18 protein-coding genes and 1 pseudogene are annotated in these 18,818 nt (G+C 45.1%); 11 read left to right on the plus strand and 8 right to left on the minus strand.

Features of this window, described 5'->3' with window-relative positions:
- Positions 1 to 297: 297 nt before the first annotated feature.
- The 4 genes from EXU30_RS12955 to hemC are packed head-to-tail and all read right to left on the minus strand — an operon-like array spanning position 298 to position 4,466.
- On the minus strand, positions 298 to 1,464 hold the full coding sequence (locus EXU30_RS12955; RefSeq protein WP_130600677.1) for a heme biosynthesis HemY N-terminal domain-containing protein: 1,167 nt from the start codon (positions 1,462 to 1,464) through the stop codon (positions 298 to 300).
- Positions 1,461 to 2,759, minus strand: a complete 1,299-nt coding sequence (locus EXU30_RS12960; protein ID WP_130600679.1) for a uroporphyrinogen-III C-methyltransferase — start codon at positions 2,757 to 2,759, stop codon at positions 1,461 to 1,463. The genes EXU30_RS12955 and EXU30_RS12960 overlap by 4 nt, the downstream gene beginning before the upstream one ends.
- Before the next feature lie 60 nt (positions 2,760 to 2,819).
- Complete coding sequence (locus EXU30_RS12965; RefSeq protein ID WP_130600681.1) at positions 2,820 to 3,527, minus strand: uroporphyrinogen-III synthase; 708 nt, start codon at positions 3,525 to 3,527, stop codon at positions 2,820 to 2,822.
- 9 nt (positions 3,528 to 3,536) lie between these two features.
- Complete coding sequence (hemC, locus tag EXU30_RS12970) at positions 3,537 to 4,466, minus strand: hydroxymethylbilane synthase (protein WP_130600683.1); 930 nt, start codon at positions 4,464 to 4,466, stop codon at positions 3,537 to 3,539.
- Between the two features lie 240 nt (positions 4,467 to 4,706).
- Between hemC and EXU30_RS12975 the strand changes: the two genes are divergently transcribed.
- Entirely contained in the window at positions 4,707 to 7,157 is a 2,451-nt protein-coding gene (locus EXU30_RS12975; protein ID WP_242620205.1) for a class I adenylate cyclase, read from the plus strand.
- Between the two features lie 37 nt (positions 7,158 to 7,194).
- Here EXU30_RS12975 and cyaY read toward each other — a convergent pair whose 3' ends face one another.
- Positions 7,195 to 7,524, minus strand: coding sequence for an iron donor protein CyaY (gene cyaY / locus EXU30_RS12980; protein WP_130600685.1), 330 nt, complete (start codon positions 7,522 to 7,524; stop codon positions 7,195 to 7,197).
- A 79-nt stretch (positions 7,525 to 7,603) separates the two neighbouring features.
- Between cyaY and lptM the strand changes: the two genes are divergently transcribed.
- The 6 genes from lptM to EXU30_RS13010 all read left to right on the plus strand — a co-directional run bounded on the left by lptM (position 7,604) and on the right by EXU30_RS13010 (position 12,591).
- A complete protein-coding gene (lptM, locus tag EXU30_RS12985) occupies positions 7,604 to 7,768 on the plus strand; it encodes an LPS translocon maturation chaperone LptM (RefSeq protein WP_207234069.1) in 165 nt (54 codons plus the stop codon).
- A gap of 68 nt (positions 7,769 to 7,836) precedes the next feature.
- Entirely contained in the window at positions 7,837 to 9,081 is a 1,245-nt protein-coding gene (gene lysA / locus EXU30_RS12990; protein ID WP_130600689.1) for a diaminopimelate decarboxylase, read from the plus strand.
- A gap of 102 nt (positions 9,082 to 9,183) precedes the next feature.
- Positions 9,184 to 10,011 (plus strand): diaminopimelate epimerase, encoded by an 828-nt coding sequence (gene dapF / locus EXU30_RS12995; protein WP_130600691.1) that lies wholly within the window; start codon positions 9,184 to 9,186, stop codon positions 10,009 to 10,011.
- A complete protein-coding gene (locus EXU30_RS13000) occupies positions 10,008 to 10,781 on the plus strand; it encodes a DUF484 family protein (RefSeq protein ID WP_242620206.1) in 774 nt (257 codons plus the stop codon). The genes dapF and EXU30_RS13000 overlap by 4 nt, the downstream gene beginning before the upstream one ends.
- Before the next feature lie 120 nt (positions 10,782 to 10,901).
- Positions 10,902 to 11,786: a tyrosine recombinase XerC gene (gene xerC, locus EXU30_RS13005; protein WP_130600693.1), complete on the plus strand. Its 885-nt coding sequence runs from the start codon at positions 10,902 to 10,904 to the stop codon at positions 11,784 to 11,786.
- Positions 11,787 to 11,868: 82 nt separating this feature from the next.
- Positions 11,869 to 12,591, plus strand: coding sequence for an HAD-IA family hydrolase (locus EXU30_RS13010; protein ID WP_130600695.1), 723 nt, complete (start codon positions 11,869 to 11,871; stop codon positions 12,589 to 12,591).
- Positions 12,592 to 12,621: 30 nt separating this feature from the next.
- On the opposite strand, the gene EXU30_RS13015 is transcribed toward EXU30_RS13010, so the two are convergent.
- Both EXU30_RS13015 and EXU30_RS13020 read right to left on the minus strand, forming a co-directional pair.
- Positions 12,622 to 13,122 (minus strand): hemerythrin domain-containing protein, encoded by a 501-nt coding sequence (locus EXU30_RS13015; protein ID WP_130600697.1) that lies wholly within the window; start codon positions 13,120 to 13,122, stop codon positions 12,622 to 12,624.
- 124 nt (positions 13,123 to 13,246) lie between these two features.
- Complete coding sequence (locus tag EXU30_RS13020; protein ID WP_130603475.1) at positions 13,247 to 14,461, minus strand: Kelch repeat-containing protein; 1,215 nt, start codon at positions 14,459 to 14,461, stop codon at positions 13,247 to 13,249.
- 573 nt (positions 14,462 to 15,034) lie between these two features.
- On the opposite strand from EXU30_RS13020, the gene EXU30_RS13025 reads away from it, so the two are divergent.
- The 4 genes and pseudogenes from EXU30_RS13025 to EXU30_RS13035 all read left to right on the plus strand — a co-directional run bounded on the left by EXU30_RS13025 (position 15,035) and on the right by EXU30_RS13035 (position 17,487).
- Entirely contained in the window at positions 15,035 to 16,015 is a 981-nt protein-coding gene (locus tag EXU30_RS13025) for a PepSY-associated TM helix domain-containing protein (protein ID WP_242620207.1), read from the plus strand.
- Positions 16,016 to 16,041: 26 nt separating this feature from the next.
- Positions 16,042 to 16,194, plus strand: a complete 153-nt coding sequence (locus EXU30_RS20285) for a hypothetical protein (protein WP_165399015.1) — start codon at positions 16,042 to 16,044, stop codon at positions 16,192 to 16,194.
- Positions 16,195 to 16,199: 5 nt separating this feature from the next.
- Complete coding sequence (locus EXU30_RS13030) at positions 16,200 to 16,565, plus strand: hypothetical protein (protein WP_130600701.1); 366 nt, start codon at positions 16,200 to 16,202, stop codon at positions 16,563 to 16,565.
- A pseudogene (locus EXU30_RS13035) lies at positions 16,562 to 17,487 on the plus strand (LysR family transcriptional regulator). The gene EXU30_RS13030 and the pseudogene EXU30_RS13035 overlap by 4 nt, the downstream one beginning before the upstream one ends.
- 265 nt (positions 17,488 to 17,752) lie before the next feature.
- On the opposite strand, the gene EXU30_RS13040 reads toward EXU30_RS13035, so the two are convergent.
- The gene (locus EXU30_RS13040; protein ID WP_130600703.1) at positions 17,753 to 18,625 is read right to left on the minus strand and encodes a radical SAM protein; all 873 of its coding nucleotides are present in this window, start codon (positions 18,623 to 18,625) and stop codon (positions 17,753 to 17,755) included.
- Positions 18,626 to 18,818: the final 193 nt, after the last annotated feature.

An 18,818-nucleotide genomic window follows, 5' to 3' on the forward strand; every position in this document is an offset into this window, starting at 1 on the left:
TCCCAACCGCAATAAAAAATCAATAATGCTTATAAAAAATCAATGAAAACATGCTCGTATTTCAGCAATGTTATATAGGATGTGATTTTGTATAACTTTAATCTTACAATTTTAACTAAAGATCGGCTTTTGGTCAATTTATTGACTATGGGGGTAAGTGCTGTAAGTAGCTGATTGACTTTATTTTTTGATTGATTTTTGCGATACCCATTAGTACTAACTAAAATGGAGTATTTTTTATGTGGGTATAAAAAAACCTGCTTCAAATCAGCAGGTTTTTTTAAAGTTATGGTTTATTTAACTTTTTGCCGCTTTTCGATAGCAATACATGGCATTTGCATTATCTCCAAGTTGCTCATGGATTTGTGCTAATGACAGCCAAGCATCTTTGTTCGGGGATAATTCACATACTTTTTTCCAATGCACTTTGGCTTGCTTTATATCGCGAGTTTGCGCGGCGAGTATCGCCATACATTGATGGAATAATGGATTAGCATCTTCTGCACCTGCTTGAGTTTGAAGCTGCTTTCTTACGCTGTCATCTTCAGCATTCGCAATCTTTGGAATTGCAGCCAGTAAAGATTCCGATAGTCCTGATTTTATTGCTTTATTGAGCAGCTTTATCGCCTCAGTCTTGCGCTCATAGCGGCATAAACCCATCAGGTATAGGGTTAATACTTCCGGGATTTTCTTTTCAGCACTCGATAGCCAATGCCAGCATTTATCTAACTCAGCTTCGCTCTCGCGAGCAGCGTCACCAATCAAAGCGCAGTCAGTTTTCCTAGTAAGTTTGGCTAATGCATCTGGTTCAATAAGCTTACGCTTTTTAAGTATTGGCAATAGTAACTTTAACGCCTGCCAATCCTCTTGCTGCAAGTACAAGTCCTTGGCAAGTAGCAATACGGGGGCTTTACTACGACTGGTGGGGCTGAGCATACTCAAGGTTTCGCGAGCACCAACATAGTCACCTTGTTGAATAAGGTAACGAGTGCGACTGGTATTGACAGCAGTTTGCGCATGAGGATCTTTCGCCGCTCTTGCCAAGTATTCATCACGCTGTTGTGGCTTGTGTTGATGCTGAGCTGCGCGCGCAGCAGCAAACAAGTTTAGGGCTGGAATCTCACCTTTGTCGGCCCCTTTTGCCATGGCTTTTTCTGCTGCTGGCCAATCTTCCTCTGCTAGAGCTAATGCGCCTGAAAGAGTATGCTTTTTAGCAGCGTTTTTGCGCCAGCGTTCTGGCAAATAGCGGCTATGTATCAACAAGTTAAGTAAAGCGACAATGATCCATTCAGCGAGCTGAAGTAGGCTATAAAATACAATCAAGCCAATAATGGCAACCACTAAGCTAGTTTCAATTTGATAGTCACCTGCGGCAATGTACACATGACCTAAATTCCCAATCAGCAATGGGCTAGCACACAAGCCAATTAGGATGATAATGACGTAAGCAAGGGTTTTTATCATTGCTCTGTCTCCTCATCAGGGAGGATTTCGCCATAGGTAATGAGTTGTTGTAGCAACTTGGTGGAGTGGAACTTATGTTGAGTCGCTGTTTCAATTTTTAGGGTGCTTAGGGCATCTAAAGACGTTAATGCATCTTGAGTGCGGCTGTCTTGCAAATCGAAATATTGTTTAATCCAGTTGCTGGCAAATGTTATTGATTGACGGTAATTAACTTGATCATAGTTGTACACAGCGAGCTGAGCTTGCAGGAGCTTATTACGAATATTTTCAACCAGATACCATTGCTGTTCAGGTGCCAATAGCGGCTCTAAATCAGTGGTGCGTTTGCGAATGGTGATAAAGCTTTCAGTGATCTCTTGCCAGGTTTTAGCTAGGTTAGTTTGCCAGTCTGCTAGGTTGTCGCTGATCTCTGACCCTGTATTTACCTGGTAATCTTTCGCGCGGTTAAGCGGCAATTGATCGAGCTGAGCGATGATTGAATCCAGGGTATAAACCGTGCCAACCACGTCAGTAGACTTAATCGATTTAGTGGCTTTAATGTCTTTTACCAATGCCTGACGCAGAGGCATTAAAGCAGGATTTCGCATAGACTTAATTCGTTCATCAGCGGCTTCTAGTAAGCCTGCAGCAGTAACAGGATCTCGCTCTAGCCATAGCTTTCTACCAGCCATTCTAACTAAATACTCAGCTTCAGAAGCCATCCAATGATTAGGACTGCGACGGGCGACAACTGCCACGCGCTCTTTCAATGCCTGAGTTTCTGATTCAAGCTCAGCGAGCTGACCATATGCCTTTGAGTCGTTTTGCTGAAGTTTTTGCAATTGACTGAGTTGCTGCTGAGTCGCATTAAGGGCATTGTTAAGCTGCTTTTGACCTTGATTAATCTGCGCCGCTTGTGCGCTAACTTGTTGTTGCAGCTGGCTGCTAGCTTCATTTTGTTGTTGCAAGCTCATCCACAACCAAGCTGATAACCCGCCAGCAGCAACTGCAATAATTAGCAGTAAAAATAGACTGAATTTCACGCCAATATGGGTCTTAGCTGCGCTATTTGTCGTCTCTGCTGCAGGAGCACCAGATTCACTTGTTTGAACTGTTTCAGCTTGCGATGGCTGTGGTTCACTTTGCTGAAAAGTTTCCACTTCTTGAGAAGCCTCTTTAGTAGTAGAAGCCTCTGGGCCAGTATCTTTGGTTGAAGATTGAGAAGCAGCTTGCTCTAACTCTGATGCTTGAGCGTTAGATTCAAGTGCTTCGCTCTTGTCATCTTTGGCAGTAGAGTGGGGCTTGTTGTTATCCATGAACTGTCCTTGAAGCAAAATAAGTAATTTGCGGCACAAATAGAACGTCGAGGAGTTTTATTATATATGAGCTAGTATCGCTTGGGTGCTTGCGCCATTAGCATTGGAAATATTGTCTAACCCAAGTTGAAGAGCTTGTTCTTTTACTCGCGTACTTGGAACAATGATATGACATGAGCGCAGCCATGCAAACTGTTCTTTTGTTAATAGATTCACTAAGTTTGCTAAGATCTCGCCACTGGTCACCACGACAGTATCAATCCCAAAGTCAATCCATGCCTTGGCAACTGTAGGTTTCTTATGGTCAATGGCTTTGCGCACGTAGCTTTCCCAGTAGTCAACTTTAGCGCCTCTATGCTTTAACTGCTCTGCCAAGGTTTCACGCCCGCCATTACCGCGAACGATGATGACTGATTTACCCTCAATACTCGCAAGTGAGCTCAAGCTTAGCAGGCCTTCGCTGTCTTGTGCGTCTATCGGTGCTTGTTCAGCTTGGATACCTAAAGCGCTAAGTGCATCAAAGGTTGCCTGACCAACGGCATAATTCTGGCAATGGGTGGGAAGTTTACAAAGGTTAGCAGCGTGACTAACAGCGTTGGTGCTGATAAAAATCATTATATCAGCGTGATTGAGGCCTGCTTCAGACGGCACGATGTTTGAGCTAACCACCTCAATAATAGGCGTTACAAGGTGAGCAATACCGCGTTGGGTTAATTGCTCAACCATGGCTTGATTGCGCCCCTCAGGGCGCGTTAGCAAGACTTTCATCTATGGTGATTACTTGTTGTAAACCGCATCTAGAATAGTTTTAGCACCGCGGCTTAGTAGATCATCTGCTAGCTGCTCACCAAGCTCGATAGCTTTGGTTTTATCACCTGCTACGCTGCCTTCTATTACCTGACTACCATCAGGATTACCCACTAAACCACGCAGGGTTAGGGTGTCACCTGAAATTTCAGCGTAAGCACCAATCGGTACCTGACAACCACCCTCAAGGCGAGTATTCATTGCACGCTCTGATAGTACGCGGTAGCGCGTTTCGAGATGCTCAAGTGGTGCAAGTAGCGCTTTAACACGCTCGTCATCAGTGCGACACTCAATTCCAACAGCGCCTTGACCGTTAGCTGGAAGAGACTCTTCAGCAGAAATAAAGCTAGCGATACGCTCTTCAAGCTCTAAGCGTATAAGGCCGGCAGCTGCAAGAATAATTGCGTCATAGTCGCCGCTGTCAAGCTTAGCTAAGCGAGTACCCACGTTACCACGAAGATCTTTAATCACGAGATCTGGGCGCGATGCACGAATTTGGCATTGGCGACGTAGGCTAGATGTACCGACTACAGCACCTTGTGGTAACTCATCAATTGATTTGTAAGTGTTTGATACAAAAGCGTCACGTGGATCTTCACGCTCACAAATGACTTCAAGACCTAAACCTTCAGGAAACTCAACTGGCACGTCTTTCATAGAGTGAACCGCAATATCGGCGCGGTTTTCAAGCATAGCGACTTCAAGCTCTTTAACGAATAGTCCTTTACCGCCAACTTTTGCTAAAGGTGTGTCAAGAATGACATCACCTTTGGTGCTCATTGGTAATAATTCAACTACAAGGCCTGGGTGAATACGCTCTAGTTCAGCTTTAACAAATTCGGCTTGCCACATAGCTAGCGGGCTCTTGCGGGTCGCAATACGGATCAGGTTTTCAGACATACCAATACATTCCATCAAAATCGGGTAATTTCAATAATGCTAACATTGCCTTAGGCTTCCTGTCACAGGCGCGCAGCAAATGTTTGAAGTCGATGCTGGATAAAAGTGTGATCTTTGTCTCAATTACTGGCGTAATCAAAAATAACTGTTAGGATGATCACAGTTCATTAATATTGTTGATGTAGATCATATTTTGAGCGCTTGTTACTGGCGACTGCAGTTGATAGAAGGAAGCAACAATTGTCCAAGCCTTTGATGTGGGAAAGTTATTCTGACATTGCAGAGCAACTTAATCAGACTCGTTTATCTCGGGTCGAACAAGTTTTGCCTGAACAACAAGCGCGCCTTCTTAAGCTCATCCCGCATTTATTTCAGTATAACCAGGCTTACCTTCCCGGTTTTCATAGTCCAACTACGCCTTTGGGTGTCGCCAGTTATTGCCATAGCCAAGAAGCAAGTGACTTGTTTGCGCAATTTAACTGGCCACGAGTATATCAGTCTAGCAAACAGCCCTGGGCGTTTGAGGGAATCTACGCTATGGGCAGCACTGCGAGCTTTGGGCAAAACCCCCAAAGTGATGTGGATGTTTGGTTGGTGCATGCGCAAGAGCTTAGTGAGCTAGATTTAGCCTCAATAGATTACAAAGCAAGGCTTATCAGTCAGTGGTTTGCCGATGCTGGTTTTGAAGTTAACTTTTATTTAGTGCATCCAAAGCAGTTTATAGACGAGCAATATAGCAGCGCGACCCATTCTCTTGGCATTGAGCACAGTGGTTCAAGTCAGCATTGGTTACTGCTTGAAGAGTTTTATCGCACTCACATTCGTTTGGCTGGTAAAACTGTGGCGTGGTGGCAAGATGCTTGTGCAATCAATCAGCCGACAGAACATTTGCTGTTTTTAGGTGAAGTGCTTGCTTTGCCTGCTAGCGAGTATTTTGGTGCCTCGCTATGGCAGCTTTATAAGAGTTTGAAAAAGCCGCATAAGGCGCTGCTAAAAGTACTTTTGCTTGAAACCTACACTGCTGATTATCCCAATAACTTTCTTATTACACAGGAAATCTGGCAGCGCTGCCTCGGAGGCGATTTTTCTAGTCATAACGATGCATACCTTTTGCTTTATTTGCGAATTGAAACGTATTTACTTAACAAGCGAGATATCCGACGCCTTGAAATTGTCAGGCGCTGTTTTTATTTAAAGTGTGGTATTCGATTATCAGACAATACTCAAGGTGAGCAGGATTGGCGTAGACAAACAATGCGGTTGATGGTTGATGGTTGGAACTGGCCAGACAGCTTGCTTATTACGTTAGATGACAGTGCCAATTGGCACTCAGGCCAATTAAAGTGGTTTAATCAGCAGCTTAATGAATTGCTGTTGACTAGCTATAGAACCTTGTTGCAGTTTGCTTCAAAACATGAGCTGAGTGACACCTTGCGTGTAGAAGAATTAGGTTTGCTTGCTCGTAAACTACACGCATTTTTTAGCGAAGATGAACATCAGTTGTTGCCGCTCAATCCATTGTGGAGCCAACAGGTACAAGAGAAGCAATTAACCATAGTCAAGTCTGCTAAACAAAATCAGTATTACTTGTACCGAGAGCACATTAGCAAATACAGCTTTATGAATGATTCTGCGCTAGCGAAAGCCGATAACGTTTGCGCGCTGATGGCATGGGCAGCAATGAATGGTATTGCTACAGAGGATACACGTTGGCTTGAGTTTGAACGCAGTAAAAAGCGCAAAGATAAACTGGGCCAATTATCAAAACAGCTCATTGTACCTATGTCGCTTAAACCAAAAGTCTCTAAGCGTGATTTATGTCAGCCGTGTTACTTCAAAAAAGTGATTGTGGTGGCCAATTTAGAGCAAGACCCAACAGATGCTTGGCGCGGCCAGGAAGTCATGCTTGATTATATGAATGCCACGCCGTTGGCACTTGGGCCAGCAAAAAACAATATGCTAGGTGACGTAAACATCATTTGTCTCAACAGTTGGGGCGAATGGCAAAGTCATCAGTTTGCCCAAGGTGAAGATTTGCTTGAAGCGATTTCTTACGTTGCTCTCGGTATAAAAAGTGCGCCAGAGGACGTTAAGCTAACGGTTATATCCTGTGCCAGTAAGCTCAATAGCCATATTAAATCGCAGCTATCTCAAGTGTTTAATGATTGTCAGTCGTTAATTAAGCAAGTGGGCGTCACCAATACCATGATGTATCCGTTGCAGTTAGGTAAGTCACGCTATGGCTTGTACTTTAATTCACGAGGCATGGTTTATAAAAAACTAGAAGATCAGCCGCTTGCCAAATTTCACAATTACTCTCAGCCAGCTTGCCCTGAATCTGTACTGTTGCCACGCCCGGACCTTGGTGATGATCCTCTATCTAGCTTACCAAGTGTTGTGCTGCAATACATTACTCTTGGTGCAGAGCAGTTCTTCCTGCGCCAACGCGGCGATATTTTGGATGTGTTTTTAGTCGATGAGCACAATCAGCTAATTCATAGTGAGCACTCAGAGCAGTCCATGTCGCAACTAGTGATAGAAAAGAGCCGCGAATATGTGTTTCAGGCACAATCAACTATTGATAAGCACTACTTTAATATGCCGCAGTTTTTCCAGTTAAAACGGGTTGAGGGTGATTTACGAGTGGTGCCATTTGGCATTAGTGAGGAAGATTTGGGCAGCGCATTTTAGTGGGCTGCCCATTTTTAGTCTGTTGCTGTTTGCAAGCCTAAAGCGAGAGCACAATACCACTTTGCTTAGTGATTGAATCTAACACAAATGGCATAAACTCTAAGTTATTACGGGTATCTAGCCATTTGCCATCTTCAAAGCCGAAGTGGTAACCGCCAAACTTAGTCGCAATCCAAATTTCATGTAATGGCTCTTGTTTGTTGATCACGATTTGTGAGCGGTCTTCAAACGTTAATTGCAGAACATTACCACTGGCATCAATATCAACATCGGCGTCATCTTCGTCGATGGCATTCTCGATGGCCGTCTCTAAACTTTCGAACATTTCATCAGCGAGTTGATGAAATTCAGTATCTGTCATAGCCATGCATTTCTATCCTTTGCTTTCTGCGTGATGAATGCGATTATAAGGCTATTATGTACTTGATGAACAGATGTTGAGAAAAATGAAACTGCTTTTTGCGATATTGCTTGCTAGTGTGTTGATGACGGCCTGCGGACAAAAAGGTGATTTGTATATTCCTGCAGCACCGGAGGCTAATCAACAAGCTCAGTCAGATGCCAATACGGCTAAAAAAGCGCAAGAAAAATCAGAGCAAACCGAGCAATAAGGTTTATCTTACGCCCGCCAAATTCCACTGTGATGTACCAATAAATAACAACGAGAAGGAGTTGTACCTTGGATTATTTTAGTTACCAACAAAATGCCCTATTTGCTGAAGACTGTCCGGTGGCAGAGCTAGCTAAAAAACATGGTACACCCTTATATATTTATTCTCGCGCAACGTTAGAGCGACACTGGCATGCGTTTGATAGCGCAGTAAAAGATCATCCACACCTCATTTGTTATGCAGTTAAAGCGAACTCCAATATTGCGGTACTTAACGTACTCGCGCGCCTTGGCAGTGGCTTTGATATTGTGTCAGGCGGTGAGTTATCTCGCGTGTTACAAGCGGGTGGTGACCCAGCCAAGGTGGTGTTTTCTGGTGTTGGTAAAACGGTCGCCGAGATGGAACAAGCGCTTAATGTTGGCATTTACTGCTTTAACGTAGAGTCAGCTGCCGAGCTTGAGCAGCTTGACCTAGTTGCAGGGCGTTTAGGTAAAGTCGCGCCTGTGTCACTAAGGGTTAACCCAGATGTAGATGCCGGAACGCACCCCTATATTTCTACCGGACTGAAAGAGAATAAGTTTGGTATTTCAATGGATGAAGCTGAGCAAGTATTTGCTCGCGCAGCCGAGCTTAGCAACCTTGAGGTGAAAGGTGTTGATTGCCATATCGGCTCACAGCTTACTGAAATTCAGCCTTTCCTTGATGCTATGGATAGAATGCTGGCATTGATTGACCGTTTAGCCGAGCAAGGTATTGAGATTAAACACTTTGATGTTGGTGGTGGCTTAGGTGTCACTTATGATGATGAAACGCCGCCGCACCCAGACAAATACGCCGCAGCGCTATTAGAGCGCCTAAATGGCCGACCACTTAAGCTCATCTTTGAGCCAGGGCGAGCCATTGCAGCTAATGCCGGCATTTTTGTTACTCAAGTGCTGTATTTAAAAGAAAATAGCGACAAGCGCTTTGCAATTGTTGATGGCGCAATGAATGACTTAATTCGCCCATCTTTATATAGCGCTTGGCAAAATATTATTGCTGTTGAGCGCACCGATGCACCAACCTTGACCTATGACGTGGTTGGCCCAGTGTGTGAAACGGGCGACTTCATTGGTAAGCAGCGTGAGTTAGCTGTGCAATCAGGTGATTATTTAGCGGTGCGCTCAAGTGGCGCCTATGGCTTTACCATGGCATCTAATTACAACTCACGCCCACGCGCTGCTGAAGTCATGGTCGATAAAGATAAGCATTATGTTATTCGTGCACGGGAAAATGTAGAGCAGCTATGGCAAGGTGAGCAACTGTTACCATAGCGCCAAGGCAAGCTAAGCGCTAATATGCGTTAATGGCGTAAGCTGAAAGCAGCCGTTAACGCTAACAGCTAAAGAAATCAGTAAATATAAAAGGAAGGCAGATTGATCCACTTTACAAAAATGCACGGTTTGGGCAACGACTTCATGGTAGTTGATGGCGTCACTCAGAATGTGTTTTTTTCGCCAGAGCAAGTTCGCCGTTTAGCTGACCGCAATTTTGGCGTCGGCTTCGACCAACTCTTGCTGGTTGAGCCTCCTTACGACCCAGATTTAGACTTTCACTATCGCATTTTTAATGCTGACGGTAGCGAAGTAGAGCAATGCGGCAATGGCGCTCGCTGTTTTGCCCGCTTTGTACGTAACAAAGGCTTAATTCAAAAGCCCAAAATCCGCGTGAGCACTAGCTCAGGCAAAATCACTTTGCGTATTGAGCGCGATGGCAAGGTAACGGTCAACATGGGCGTGCCTGTAACCGACCCTAATCGCATTCCTTTTAAAGCCAAGCGCACTGAGAAAACCTACCTTTTGCAAACGCCAATGCAAACCTTCTTGTGCGGCGCTATCTCCATGGGTAATCCGCATTGTGTGGTAGAGGTGGATGACATTAGTGAAACTGATGTTGATAGTATTGGCGCAGAGCTAACTAATCATGAGCGCTTTCCAAAGGGCGTAAATGTTGGCTTTATGCAGGTAATTGATCGCGGTCATATTAAGTTAAGGGTGTATGAGCGCGGTGCGGGTGAAACCCTAGCTTGCGGCACAGGCGCTTGCGCAGCCGTGGCGATTGGTCAGCTACAAGGTAAGTTAGACAGGCAGGTAAAAGTAGATTTGCCTGGTGGACAATTAAATATTAGCTGGGATGGCGAAGGTAAACCTTTGTGGATGACAGGACCTGCTGAGCACGTATATGACGGGCATATTCAGCTATGAGTCGGTCAAAATCTCCAGCGGACAAAAGCGATAAACAACAAGATACGGATATGAATAAAAACAGCGCTAACTCCATTATTAGTGAGCAGGCCAAGGACATTAACACTGTGGGCCAGGATTTAACGATTAATCTTGAACAAGGTATTCTCGAGCAAGGCGAGCAGCCATTTGATGAGTTACTGATCCGTGAATATTTGCTCGACAACCCAGATTTTTTCAATCGCTACCCAGAACTATTATTGGCGATGCGCGTACCGCACCATGAGCGCGGAGCGGTGTCATTGGTGGAGCGTCGTCAGCAAATTTTGACTCAGCGCGTCAGCCAACTTGAGGAAGAAATTACCTCGCTGATGAATATCGCCACCCGTAATGAAGCGATATTTGAATTTAATACCAAGCTTTGCTTTGACCTACTTGAATGCCACGACTTAGGTGAGCTGCGTCAGCTGTTATCTCGCAGCTTAAAGGACGAGTTTAACTTCAGTCATGTGCGTTTAATTAGTGTGCGTGATGCTGACAGCGAGCTTGCTAAAATCTGGCGAAACCGTATTCGTGACGACTACTATTTTGGGCGCATTACCCAGTCGGAAGCTAAGCGCTTGTTTGGGGATGAAGTCGGCTCTGTGGCATTAACCCGCTTATCTACGGCGAATGGACAGGTGATTTTTGCTATTGCCAGTAAAGATCCGGCTCACTTTAGGCCAGAAATGGACTCGCTATTGTTTAGCCAAATTAGACGGGTATTAGCGCACATGCTACCTAAGTTATAGTGCCAGTTGATCTTTATCGTGCGTAAAGCCTGCAGTTAATACATTAAAAGTCCAGCATTGCTGGACTTTGTTGTTTTTACAGCATTAAATGACAATACAACATTGCAATCGCTCGCGACTATGGACTGGCAACACGCTTACAAACAATATCTTGAATCAGAACGTCAGTTATCTTCTTACACTGTGCGTAATTACTTATTCGAGCTCGAGCGGGCGCGGGAAATACTGCCTGAGTCAGTGTTGCTAGAGCAAGCTTCTCGTCATGATATTCAAGGTGTTATCGCAAAATTGCACCGAAAAGGGTTAAACCCACGCTCATTGTCTTTATGTTTGTCGGCGCTTAAGCAGTACTTTGCTTTTTTGCTTAAGCGTGAGCAAATCAGCGTGAATCCGGCTGATGACCTCAGCGCACCTAAGCAAGCTAAACCCTTACCAAAAAACATGGATGTCGATGCCGTGAGTCATTTGCTCGACATCGACCAAGACGACCCACTAGCCCTGCGCGATAAAGCCATTATGGAGCTGTTTTACTCCAGCGGCTTACGTTTAGCTGAGCTGGCAGCGCTTGACTGTGGCGATATAGATTTGTCGGCCTGCGAGGTAAAGGTACAGGGTAAGGGTGATAAACAGCGGTTGCTACCGATTGGCAGCAAAGCTATAAGCGCCATAAAAGCCTGGTTAACTAGCCGAGGTTTACTCGCTGTTGTTGAAGGTGAAAATGCCTTATTTCTCAGCCAAAAGGGCACACGTTTATCGCACCGTAGTATTCAAGCTAGGATGAAAAAATGGGGGCAGGAGCAAGCGCTTGGAGTCAAAGTGCACCCGCACAAACTACGCCACTCATTTGCAACTCATATGCTTGAATCCAGTCAAGATTTACGTGCAGTTCAAGAGCTATTAGGCCATGAAAACCTATCGACGACTCAGGTTTATACCAGTTTGGACTTCCAACACCTTGCTAAAGTTTATGACGGTGCTCACCCCAGAGCGCGTAAGCGCAAATAGTGTTTAGTTTGTTGTTTTAGTTTAAGTATGGGCAGCGCCACCTAGAATTTGTCATTTTAGTCCTAACCCTGTGGAGAGTTTAATGCACTTTTACCAAGCCTTACGCCCCTTTAAAGCGATCAGTTTCGATCTTGACGATACCTTGTATAACAACAAGCCGTATATCATCGCCGCTGAATCTGAGCTGCTTAGTTTTTTACAGCACAACTATCCTGAGGTCGCAAGCTGGGAGTTCGGTGACTGGCGTGCATTAAAAATGAAGTTGATTGCGCTAAAGCCTGAGCTTGGACACGACACTGGCGCTGCGCGTTTAGCCACACTCGAGGCTGGATTGCGACAAGCGGGCTGTGATGAAGCAAGAGCAATAAAAGGCGCTGAGCAGGGGCTAGCGCATTTTTTGATTCATAGATCTAACTTCAGCGTACCTGAAACTACCCTCGAGCTATTACAAATGCTCGCACAGCGTATGCCTTTAATTGGCATTACTAACGGTAATGTCGATGCCAGTCGCATTGGTCTTGATGATGTACTAGAGTTTGTTGTGCACTCAGGCAATGGCTTAAAGATGAAACCGTGCAGTGATATGTTTGAATACAGTGCCGATCGTTTAGGGATTCGAACTAGTGATTTACTGCATGTTGGCGACAGCTACAGCGCAGATGTACAAGGGGCAAGAGGGGTGAATGCGCAGGCTGCCTGGTTGAACCCTGCTTTTGGCCGTGATGAATCGACGTCAATTGGAAGTGGTCTATTACCAACCTTTAGCTTTTCTGAATTACAGCAACTTGAAAGTATTGTGCGTTAGACTTTTACAGCTAATTTAACCTTGAAGCTATTAGGACTGCTGCATGGTACGGCTAAATAGCTCGTCGTTTTCGATAGCAATATGTGCTTGCAGATCAATATCAAACTCTTTTAATGCCTGATAGCAGTTAATCCAAAGCTCACAGGCATGTTCTGGTGCTTGGTAGTTGTTACTTAACTTGCGGATTTTGAGCAGTAACTCACCCGAGTGTTTGTGCTCATGCTCCATATTACTAATTGGATTGCCAATATCGCCAAAGCTGTTATCTAACTTCTCGCCAGCTTCCATCGCTTTAATTGCCGGGAATAAAATACGCTCTTCATTCATCAAGTGAGGCATCATTTCTTCTACTAGCGCCTGAACTGTTAGCTGCAGGGGTTTGAGGTTGGGTTCAGTGTGGCCATGCTTTTTTAATAGCAGATTGACAAGTTCCACAATTTTAGGCGCATTAAGGCGAACAAATTGGTGATGAGTTTCCTCAATGTGTTCAATTAGTTCACACAGGCTCATAGATTCAGTGGCATCAGACATAGCTATCCTATAACAGCGGCAAATCTCCAAACGAGATGCTGTATTTTATTTGCCACTTAGGGCTAGCTCAAATTACCGCACGAGTTTTTGTTAGCTAGCTCACAATATGCTGTGCGATATCTTGTCAGATGCAAGATTCGTTAACATCAAGTTTAGTGGTTAAGACTAGGTTGCTGGCAGTTTGATTGGCTAGCATACCGCCAATGCGTAGTAGCTGATTTTGATGACAGATCAGCCCGCGGTGATCCATGCTAGCTTGTTCTACTTTTGTAGGTTTAAGCCACTGTTTAGTCTGGATATCAAACTTGTGTTGCCAAGGGCTTGGCTCGCTCGGCTCGCCGTTATAACCAATGCCTTCATAATTATATGGATTGTCGCTGCCGCCAATAAAGGTAATTATGCCTTGGCGTTGATTTTTAATGCCTGTCGCTGCCATGCGGTAATAAGCAGTTGCTTTGTGGTTTGCTTTACTTGCATGCTCACTTTTATCTAACTGCGCTGTCTTATCTAGCTGCTCTGTTCTATCTACCTGCTTTGTTTTATCTAATTGTTCGCTAAAGTGCGGCAATAGTTGCCAGCTAATACGTAGATGGTTTTGCGGGTTAATTTTGCCGTAAAGGCAAACTGGTGAGGCTTGATAGTTACGGCGTTTTAAAAGATTCGCTTTCACTTTTACGCCATCGCATACCACAAGATGCTCACCAACTATGCCAGCCGCTTGACCAAAAACAGCTGGTGCAGGCATAGGGCTGGCTTGTTGCCAGGTGTCGGTTTGAGTGTCGTACACTTGCACTAGATTAACGTTACCGTCGTTGTGCCAGCCACCAAATAGATACACATAGCGCTGCTGGTACACTGCAGGTGTTGAGTCATCCACAGCCACAGGCATATCGGCAATGCGTTGATAAGTGTCTGAGCTGACATCATAACGATAGTTATCAACCGTGCTTATCTCTTCATGGTTTTTAGCGACCGTATAGCCGCCAAAAAAGTAGGCTTTATCTTTAATACCAATAGCGGTGCTGGCGAGTCTACCTGCCAGTGGCGCGACAAAAGGCACGCTAGTGATTGGTTGCCATCGCTGCGCAGCATCATCGAGTTTTAGCTTCCAGGCGCGGTTATGAACTGCAGTGTAGTCGCGCTTGCTGCCAAGACCGGTAAAGCTGAGTAAGTAGCTGCCATCTTTGGTAGTCACTTTAGCTACGCCGTTATTGGCAACGGCTTCTGGTAGGTTGGCGAAGTGAGGCCTTTTAGCTGCATGTACATGAGGTGCATTTGTGACAAGCGTCAGTGCAATTGCACTCGAAAGTAACGTGGCTGTGATGGCAAAACTTCGCATGATAAGTCCTTTTGTTATAGGGCATGTTGATCTTTCAAGATTATTTTTGCAGCTACTTGTTGGAAATTTATACAAGGCAGCGACTTTGATGTGTGGTGGTTCCACATGATAAGTCGTTAACGCTGTAGAAATGACAACAAGTGCTGCCTGAAAGGTTCGTTTAAAAGCACTTTACTCTTTGTTGTGAGCGAATTCGTGTAGGTGACTAGACGTCATCGCTCACGCCGAGATTAAAGTGCTTTTAATTCGAACAAATTCTAATCAGCAAAGATCAACACGCCCTAGTTTATGCTGACAAGGTATGAACAGCTGAATATGCGGTTATCGCTATAAAAATGCAATAAATTTGCGCGTTTTAATCGTGTAAAACGGTTAAAACTCAAGTATGTTAGCGATTATTATTAGTTAAATATTGTTATCTGTTCGAGATAACGTACCAAGGTTAAAGTCATCACTTCTTATTCAGCTTCCCAAAGTAACAAAGAGCCTCGCTTTAGGGGCAAACTATATCGGCTTAAAAAGCCCTCGGCGCGCACGCTTCATCGTTATCTGATGTTACTGCTGGCGGTGCCTATGCTGATTTGGGTGGTCACTGGTAGCTACTTTGTATTGATGGATCTAGGTTATATCCGCGGCGATCATTATCAGCGCGCGCAGATTGCACCGATAACCGTAAAACAGCTGCAAACACAAAAGGTGGCGACTGCTGAGCAGCTATTAGCTTTATATCCAAGCTTGCAGTCTGCAGAGCTGACTGAGCGCGCAGGAGAGCTAGTTTATAAGCTGTATTTACAAGGTGAGTCTCGCTGGCATCCAAAGGTGGTCAGCGCAAGCAAACCTGATGTGTTACTTGGCAAGATTAGTGTGCAGCAAGCTGCCGTGATTGCTAGTGAATACTTACCCCGTCACTCGGTTGCCAGTGCACCGCCTGGTGAATCCGAACAAAACGATTTTTCAACCAAACTAATCACAGACAATCCGCCTAGCGAACTCTCGGCGCGCTATTTACCCGTGTGGCGCGTTGATGTTAATGATGCGGTGAATACTAGTTTGTATATTTCAGCCAGCAGCGGTGAGCTAGTGACGCGCCGGCACGAGTTTTGGCGCTGGTTCGATTTGTTTTGGAAGTGGCACATCATGGACTATGACCATGGCGAAGAGGTTGATAATCGCTTACTACTGGTTACCGCTGTCACTGCGCTCGTTTCCGTTTTAGCTGGTGTGGTATTACTGTGGCAGCGCCGCAAAGGTTATTTTAGAGCTGATGCCAAAGGTGCGCGGCTGCGAGTATCATCAAGGCGCGCTAAGCATCTAAATCGTCAGCTGCACTACCTAGTTGGCGCAGTTGTTGCGCTGCAACTTGTGATTTGGCTCGCGACCGGGCTTTATTTTAATTTAAGCGATGGGCAAGCGCAAAAAGGCAGCGTCAACCAACAAGCTGTGGCGCATGCGCTAGCCAACAGTCAACCTGATAAAGATAGACTACTAACACCTTTGCAGGCTGCAAAGCAGCTGCAAATATTAACCTCTAACCCTGGTCAACACTCACGCTAAAACAGATAGGCGCAAACAGCGTGTATGTGTTTGAGCATCAACCAAGTCGTTATATTCATCAGTGTCAGCAGCAAACTATGTTAGATGCAGAAACTGGTGAGCCATTTAGGTTGTCAGAAATTGCGGCAACCAACATAGCATTGGCGAGCTTTAAGGGGCAGCAAGTCTTGCTGACGTAAGTTTAATGCAAGCGCCTAATGCTGAGTTACCTAAGTTTTGCGATCCGCTTTGGCGCATCACGTTAAATCATGATGTTAAGCCACAACTTGCAGCTACTTCAGCACCATCTGCAGCTAGCGCACAAACACGAGTGTATGTGCATAGCAAAACAGGGCTGGTAATCGCCCATAAAAATGCTGACTCAGATCTAGCTGATCTCATGTTTAAACTGCACTTTATGGATTATTTGAACCAGGGCAGCTTTAACAATCCCTTCAGTTGGATATTTGCACTTTTGGCGTTAACCTTGTCACTATCTGGCGCTTACTGGGTTGTGGAAAATATCAGGCTGCGCCGTTATCGCTTTAGGTTATTTAGGGAAAGGCTGTGAATATTGAACATATAAAGCTGTTTGTCCGCATTGCGGCAACACAAAATATCAGCCTAGCTGGCCAGGAGCTTGGCTTGTCGCCCGCCGTATCGAGCGCCCATATTCACAAGCTTGAAGACAGTCTCGGTGTACGCTTAGTGCATCGCACCACCCGCAAGGTATCGCTGACTGAAGAGGGGAGTCATTCTTACCCCATGCGGTTGAAGTGCTATCAAGTGTGGAAGCCGCACGCGGCGCTGTAGGTGCAGGTAGTAGCACGCCAACAGGTACGCTGCGTATTTCTGCGCCGGCCTCTTTTGGGCGCTTGCATATTACCCCAGCGCTGAGTGAGTTTTTAAGTCAGTATCCTGAGCTTCATGCAGACTTTCGTTATTCCGACTCCATCATTGATCTGGTAGAAGGCGGCTTTGATGTGGCGATCCGCGATGCGCAATTAAAGGACTCAACTTTAGTTGCAAGAAAGCTTGCCAGCGACAAACGTATTATTTGCGCCGCGCCCAGTTATCTTGCTAAACACGGCACGCCGAAAACGCCGCAAGAGTTATATCAGCACCAGTGCTTGAACCTCATGGGGCTCGAGAATTGGACCTTTGAAACCCCAAGTGGACAAGTCACCATTAAAACCGAAGGCAGATTTAGAAGTGACAATGGTGATGCTATTCGAGATGCAACAGTTGATGGGCTTGGGTTATCACTTAACTCAACCTGGAGTGCTTATCAGCAGTTGCTAAGTGGGGAATTAGTACAAGTATTGGCTGATTATCCGCTGGTATCAGATGCCGCGATTTGGGCGGTTTACCCAAGTTCGCGTTTGATTGCGCCTAAGGTGAGAGCCTTTATCGACTTTTTTGCCCAGTACTATGGCGAAACGCCTTATTGGGATAAACAGCTGGCAGGTCAGGGCGAGCGCATGAGTGATTGATTATCAACCATGTACTAAGAATTAACGAACTTTGATTGCGCAAGACGCGGTTAAATCATCCCTGATGGCTCCGCTTTAGCATCCCTGCTAAAGAGGCTTGCATACTCAAAGCTCATTACTCCCATAAGAAAGCGCGTGATAAATGTTCATGGTCTCGCCCTGGTTGGCAGGTAAATAGTCTAGCCAAATATCGGGCTTAGTTTGGTGTCTAAGTGGGAATAGCTCAAGTTGGCTTACGACCAGCTTGAGCTATGTGTTATTCCTATTACCAAGAGAAGGTTTGAATAACGTTTTGCTGATCTTTAATGTAATGTTCAGCCGCGTGATTCACCCGCTGTAAAAACGTATCTTGCATTTGTGGCAGCAATCCTTTTTGCGGCACTAAATTATTACCGTGATCGCCCCAGTAATAAGTTGGGAAGTCCAAATGCTGCAGTAAGTATTGCTCTTCTGCGAGCACCTGACCTTTAGTCGGCATAATAAACTCACCACTTTTTACCTCCTGCTCCATGATTGTGCCTGGTTGAATCGCCAGTGCCATAGGAGCTATTTCTTCTGGCTGAGTGATATTTAAAATATCGGTCGTCGCCTTAATATGCTCCATTGAACGGTGGCGGCCACCTAAGCCAAAGATAAACGACAATAACACCTTAATGCCGGCTTCTTTTGCCATGGCCATGCCTTCAATAGCTTGCTCCGCGCTCATGTGCTTTTTGATTTTCTCAAGTACAAGCGGATCGCCTGATTCTAATCCTGAGTAAGCCATATCAAGCCCAGCGCTTTTGAGCTCTTTAAGCTCGTTAATGGATTTGCGCCTAAAGTCGTTGAGTCCGCTATAAAGCGAGATGTGCTTCACTTCAGGAAAGGTTTGCTTGAGCTTATCGAACACTTTTAATAAATAGTCTGTGCGCGCCGCCATTACATTGCCGTCAATCAAGAAGATAGATTCCACAAATGGGTGGATGATTCTTGCTTGCTCGATATCTCGCATCACATCGTCAATATCGCGCACCTTAAAACGCTTGTCGTCAAACATGCTGCAAAAAGTGCAGGTATTGATGCTGCAACCTAGTGTGGTTTGGATCAGAATACTTTTGGCCTCTGGCCAAGGTCGATAAACTTTGCCCTCGTAACGCATAATATTGTCTCCAGCATTGCCAGGCCGAGATACCTCATTGTTAAAGATATCTGCCGATTGGCTAATAAAATTGCCCAGCAAGCGATAAATGAAAAACTGTCGTTTAACTCGCTTTAATCAAGCGCAACTTGATTGAACGAGTTAACGCGAAGTCATGGTATCAATCTCTTTTAGTGTTGATAATTGAGCTGTA

It is taken from the genome of Shewanella maritima (assembly GCF_004295345.1).
GTDB lineage: Bacteria > Pseudomonadota > Gammaproteobacteria > Enterobacterales > Shewanellaceae > Shewanella > Shewanella maritima.

What these genes read in the sequence shown, in the direction of transcription:
- EXU30_RS13030 (WP_130600701.1), top strand. Translation starts at nt 16,200, where the DNA reads ATGCAAGCGCCTAATGCTGAGTTACCTAAGTTTTGCGATCCGCTTTGG.
- cyaY (WP_130600685.1), bottom strand. Translation starts at nt 7,524, where the DNA reads ATGGCTATGACAGATACTGAATTTCATCAACTCGCTGATGAAATGTTC.
- EXU30_RS13015 (WP_130600697.1), bottom strand. Translation starts at nt 13,122, where the DNA reads ATGTCTGATGCCACTGAATCTATGAGCCTGTGTGAACTAATTGAACAC.
- xerC (WP_130600693.1), top strand. Translation starts at nt 10,902, where the DNA reads ATGGACTGGCAACACGCTTACAAACAATATCTTGAATCAGAACGTCAG.
- hemC (WP_130600683.1), bottom strand. Translation starts at nt 4,466, where the DNA reads ATGTCTGAAAACCTGATCCGTATTGCGACCCGCAAGAGCCCGCTAGCT.
- EXU30_RS13025 (WP_242620207.1), top strand. Translation starts at nt 15,035, where the DNA reads ATGCTGATTTGGGTGGTCACTGGTAGCTACTTTGTATTGATGGATCTA.
- EXU30_RS13000 (WP_242620206.1), top strand. Translation starts at nt 10,008, where the DNA reads ATGAGTCGGTCAAAATCTCCAGCGGACAAAAGCGATAAACAACAAGAT.
- lptM (WP_207234069.1), top strand. Translation starts at nt 7,604, where the DNA reads ATGAAACTGCTTTTTGCGATATTGCTTGCTAGTGTGTTGATGACGGCC.
- EXU30_RS13040 (WP_130600703.1), bottom strand. Translation starts at nt 18,625, where the DNA reads ATGCGTTACGAGGGCAAAGTTTATCGACCTTGGCCAGAGGCCAAAAGT.
- EXU30_RS13020 (WP_130603475.1), bottom strand. Translation starts at nt 14,461, where the DNA reads ATGCGAAGTTTTGCCATCACAGCCACGTTACTTTCGAGTGCAATTGCA.
- EXU30_RS12965 (WP_130600681.1), bottom strand. Translation starts at nt 3,527, where the DNA reads ATGAAAGTCTTGCTAACGCGCCCTGAGGGGCGCAATCAAGCCATGGTT.
- EXU30_RS13010 (WP_130600695.1), top strand. Translation starts at nt 11,869, where the DNA reads ATGCACTTTTACCAAGCCTTACGCCCCTTTAAAGCGATCAGTTTCGAT.
- EXU30_RS12960 (WP_130600679.1), bottom strand. Translation starts at nt 2,759, where the DNA reads ATGGATAACAACAAGCCCCACTCTACTGCCAAAGATGACAAGAGCGAA.
- EXU30_RS12955 (WP_130600677.1), bottom strand. Translation starts at nt 1,464, where the DNA reads ATGATAAAAACCCTTGCTTACGTCATTATCATCCTAATTGGCTTGTGT.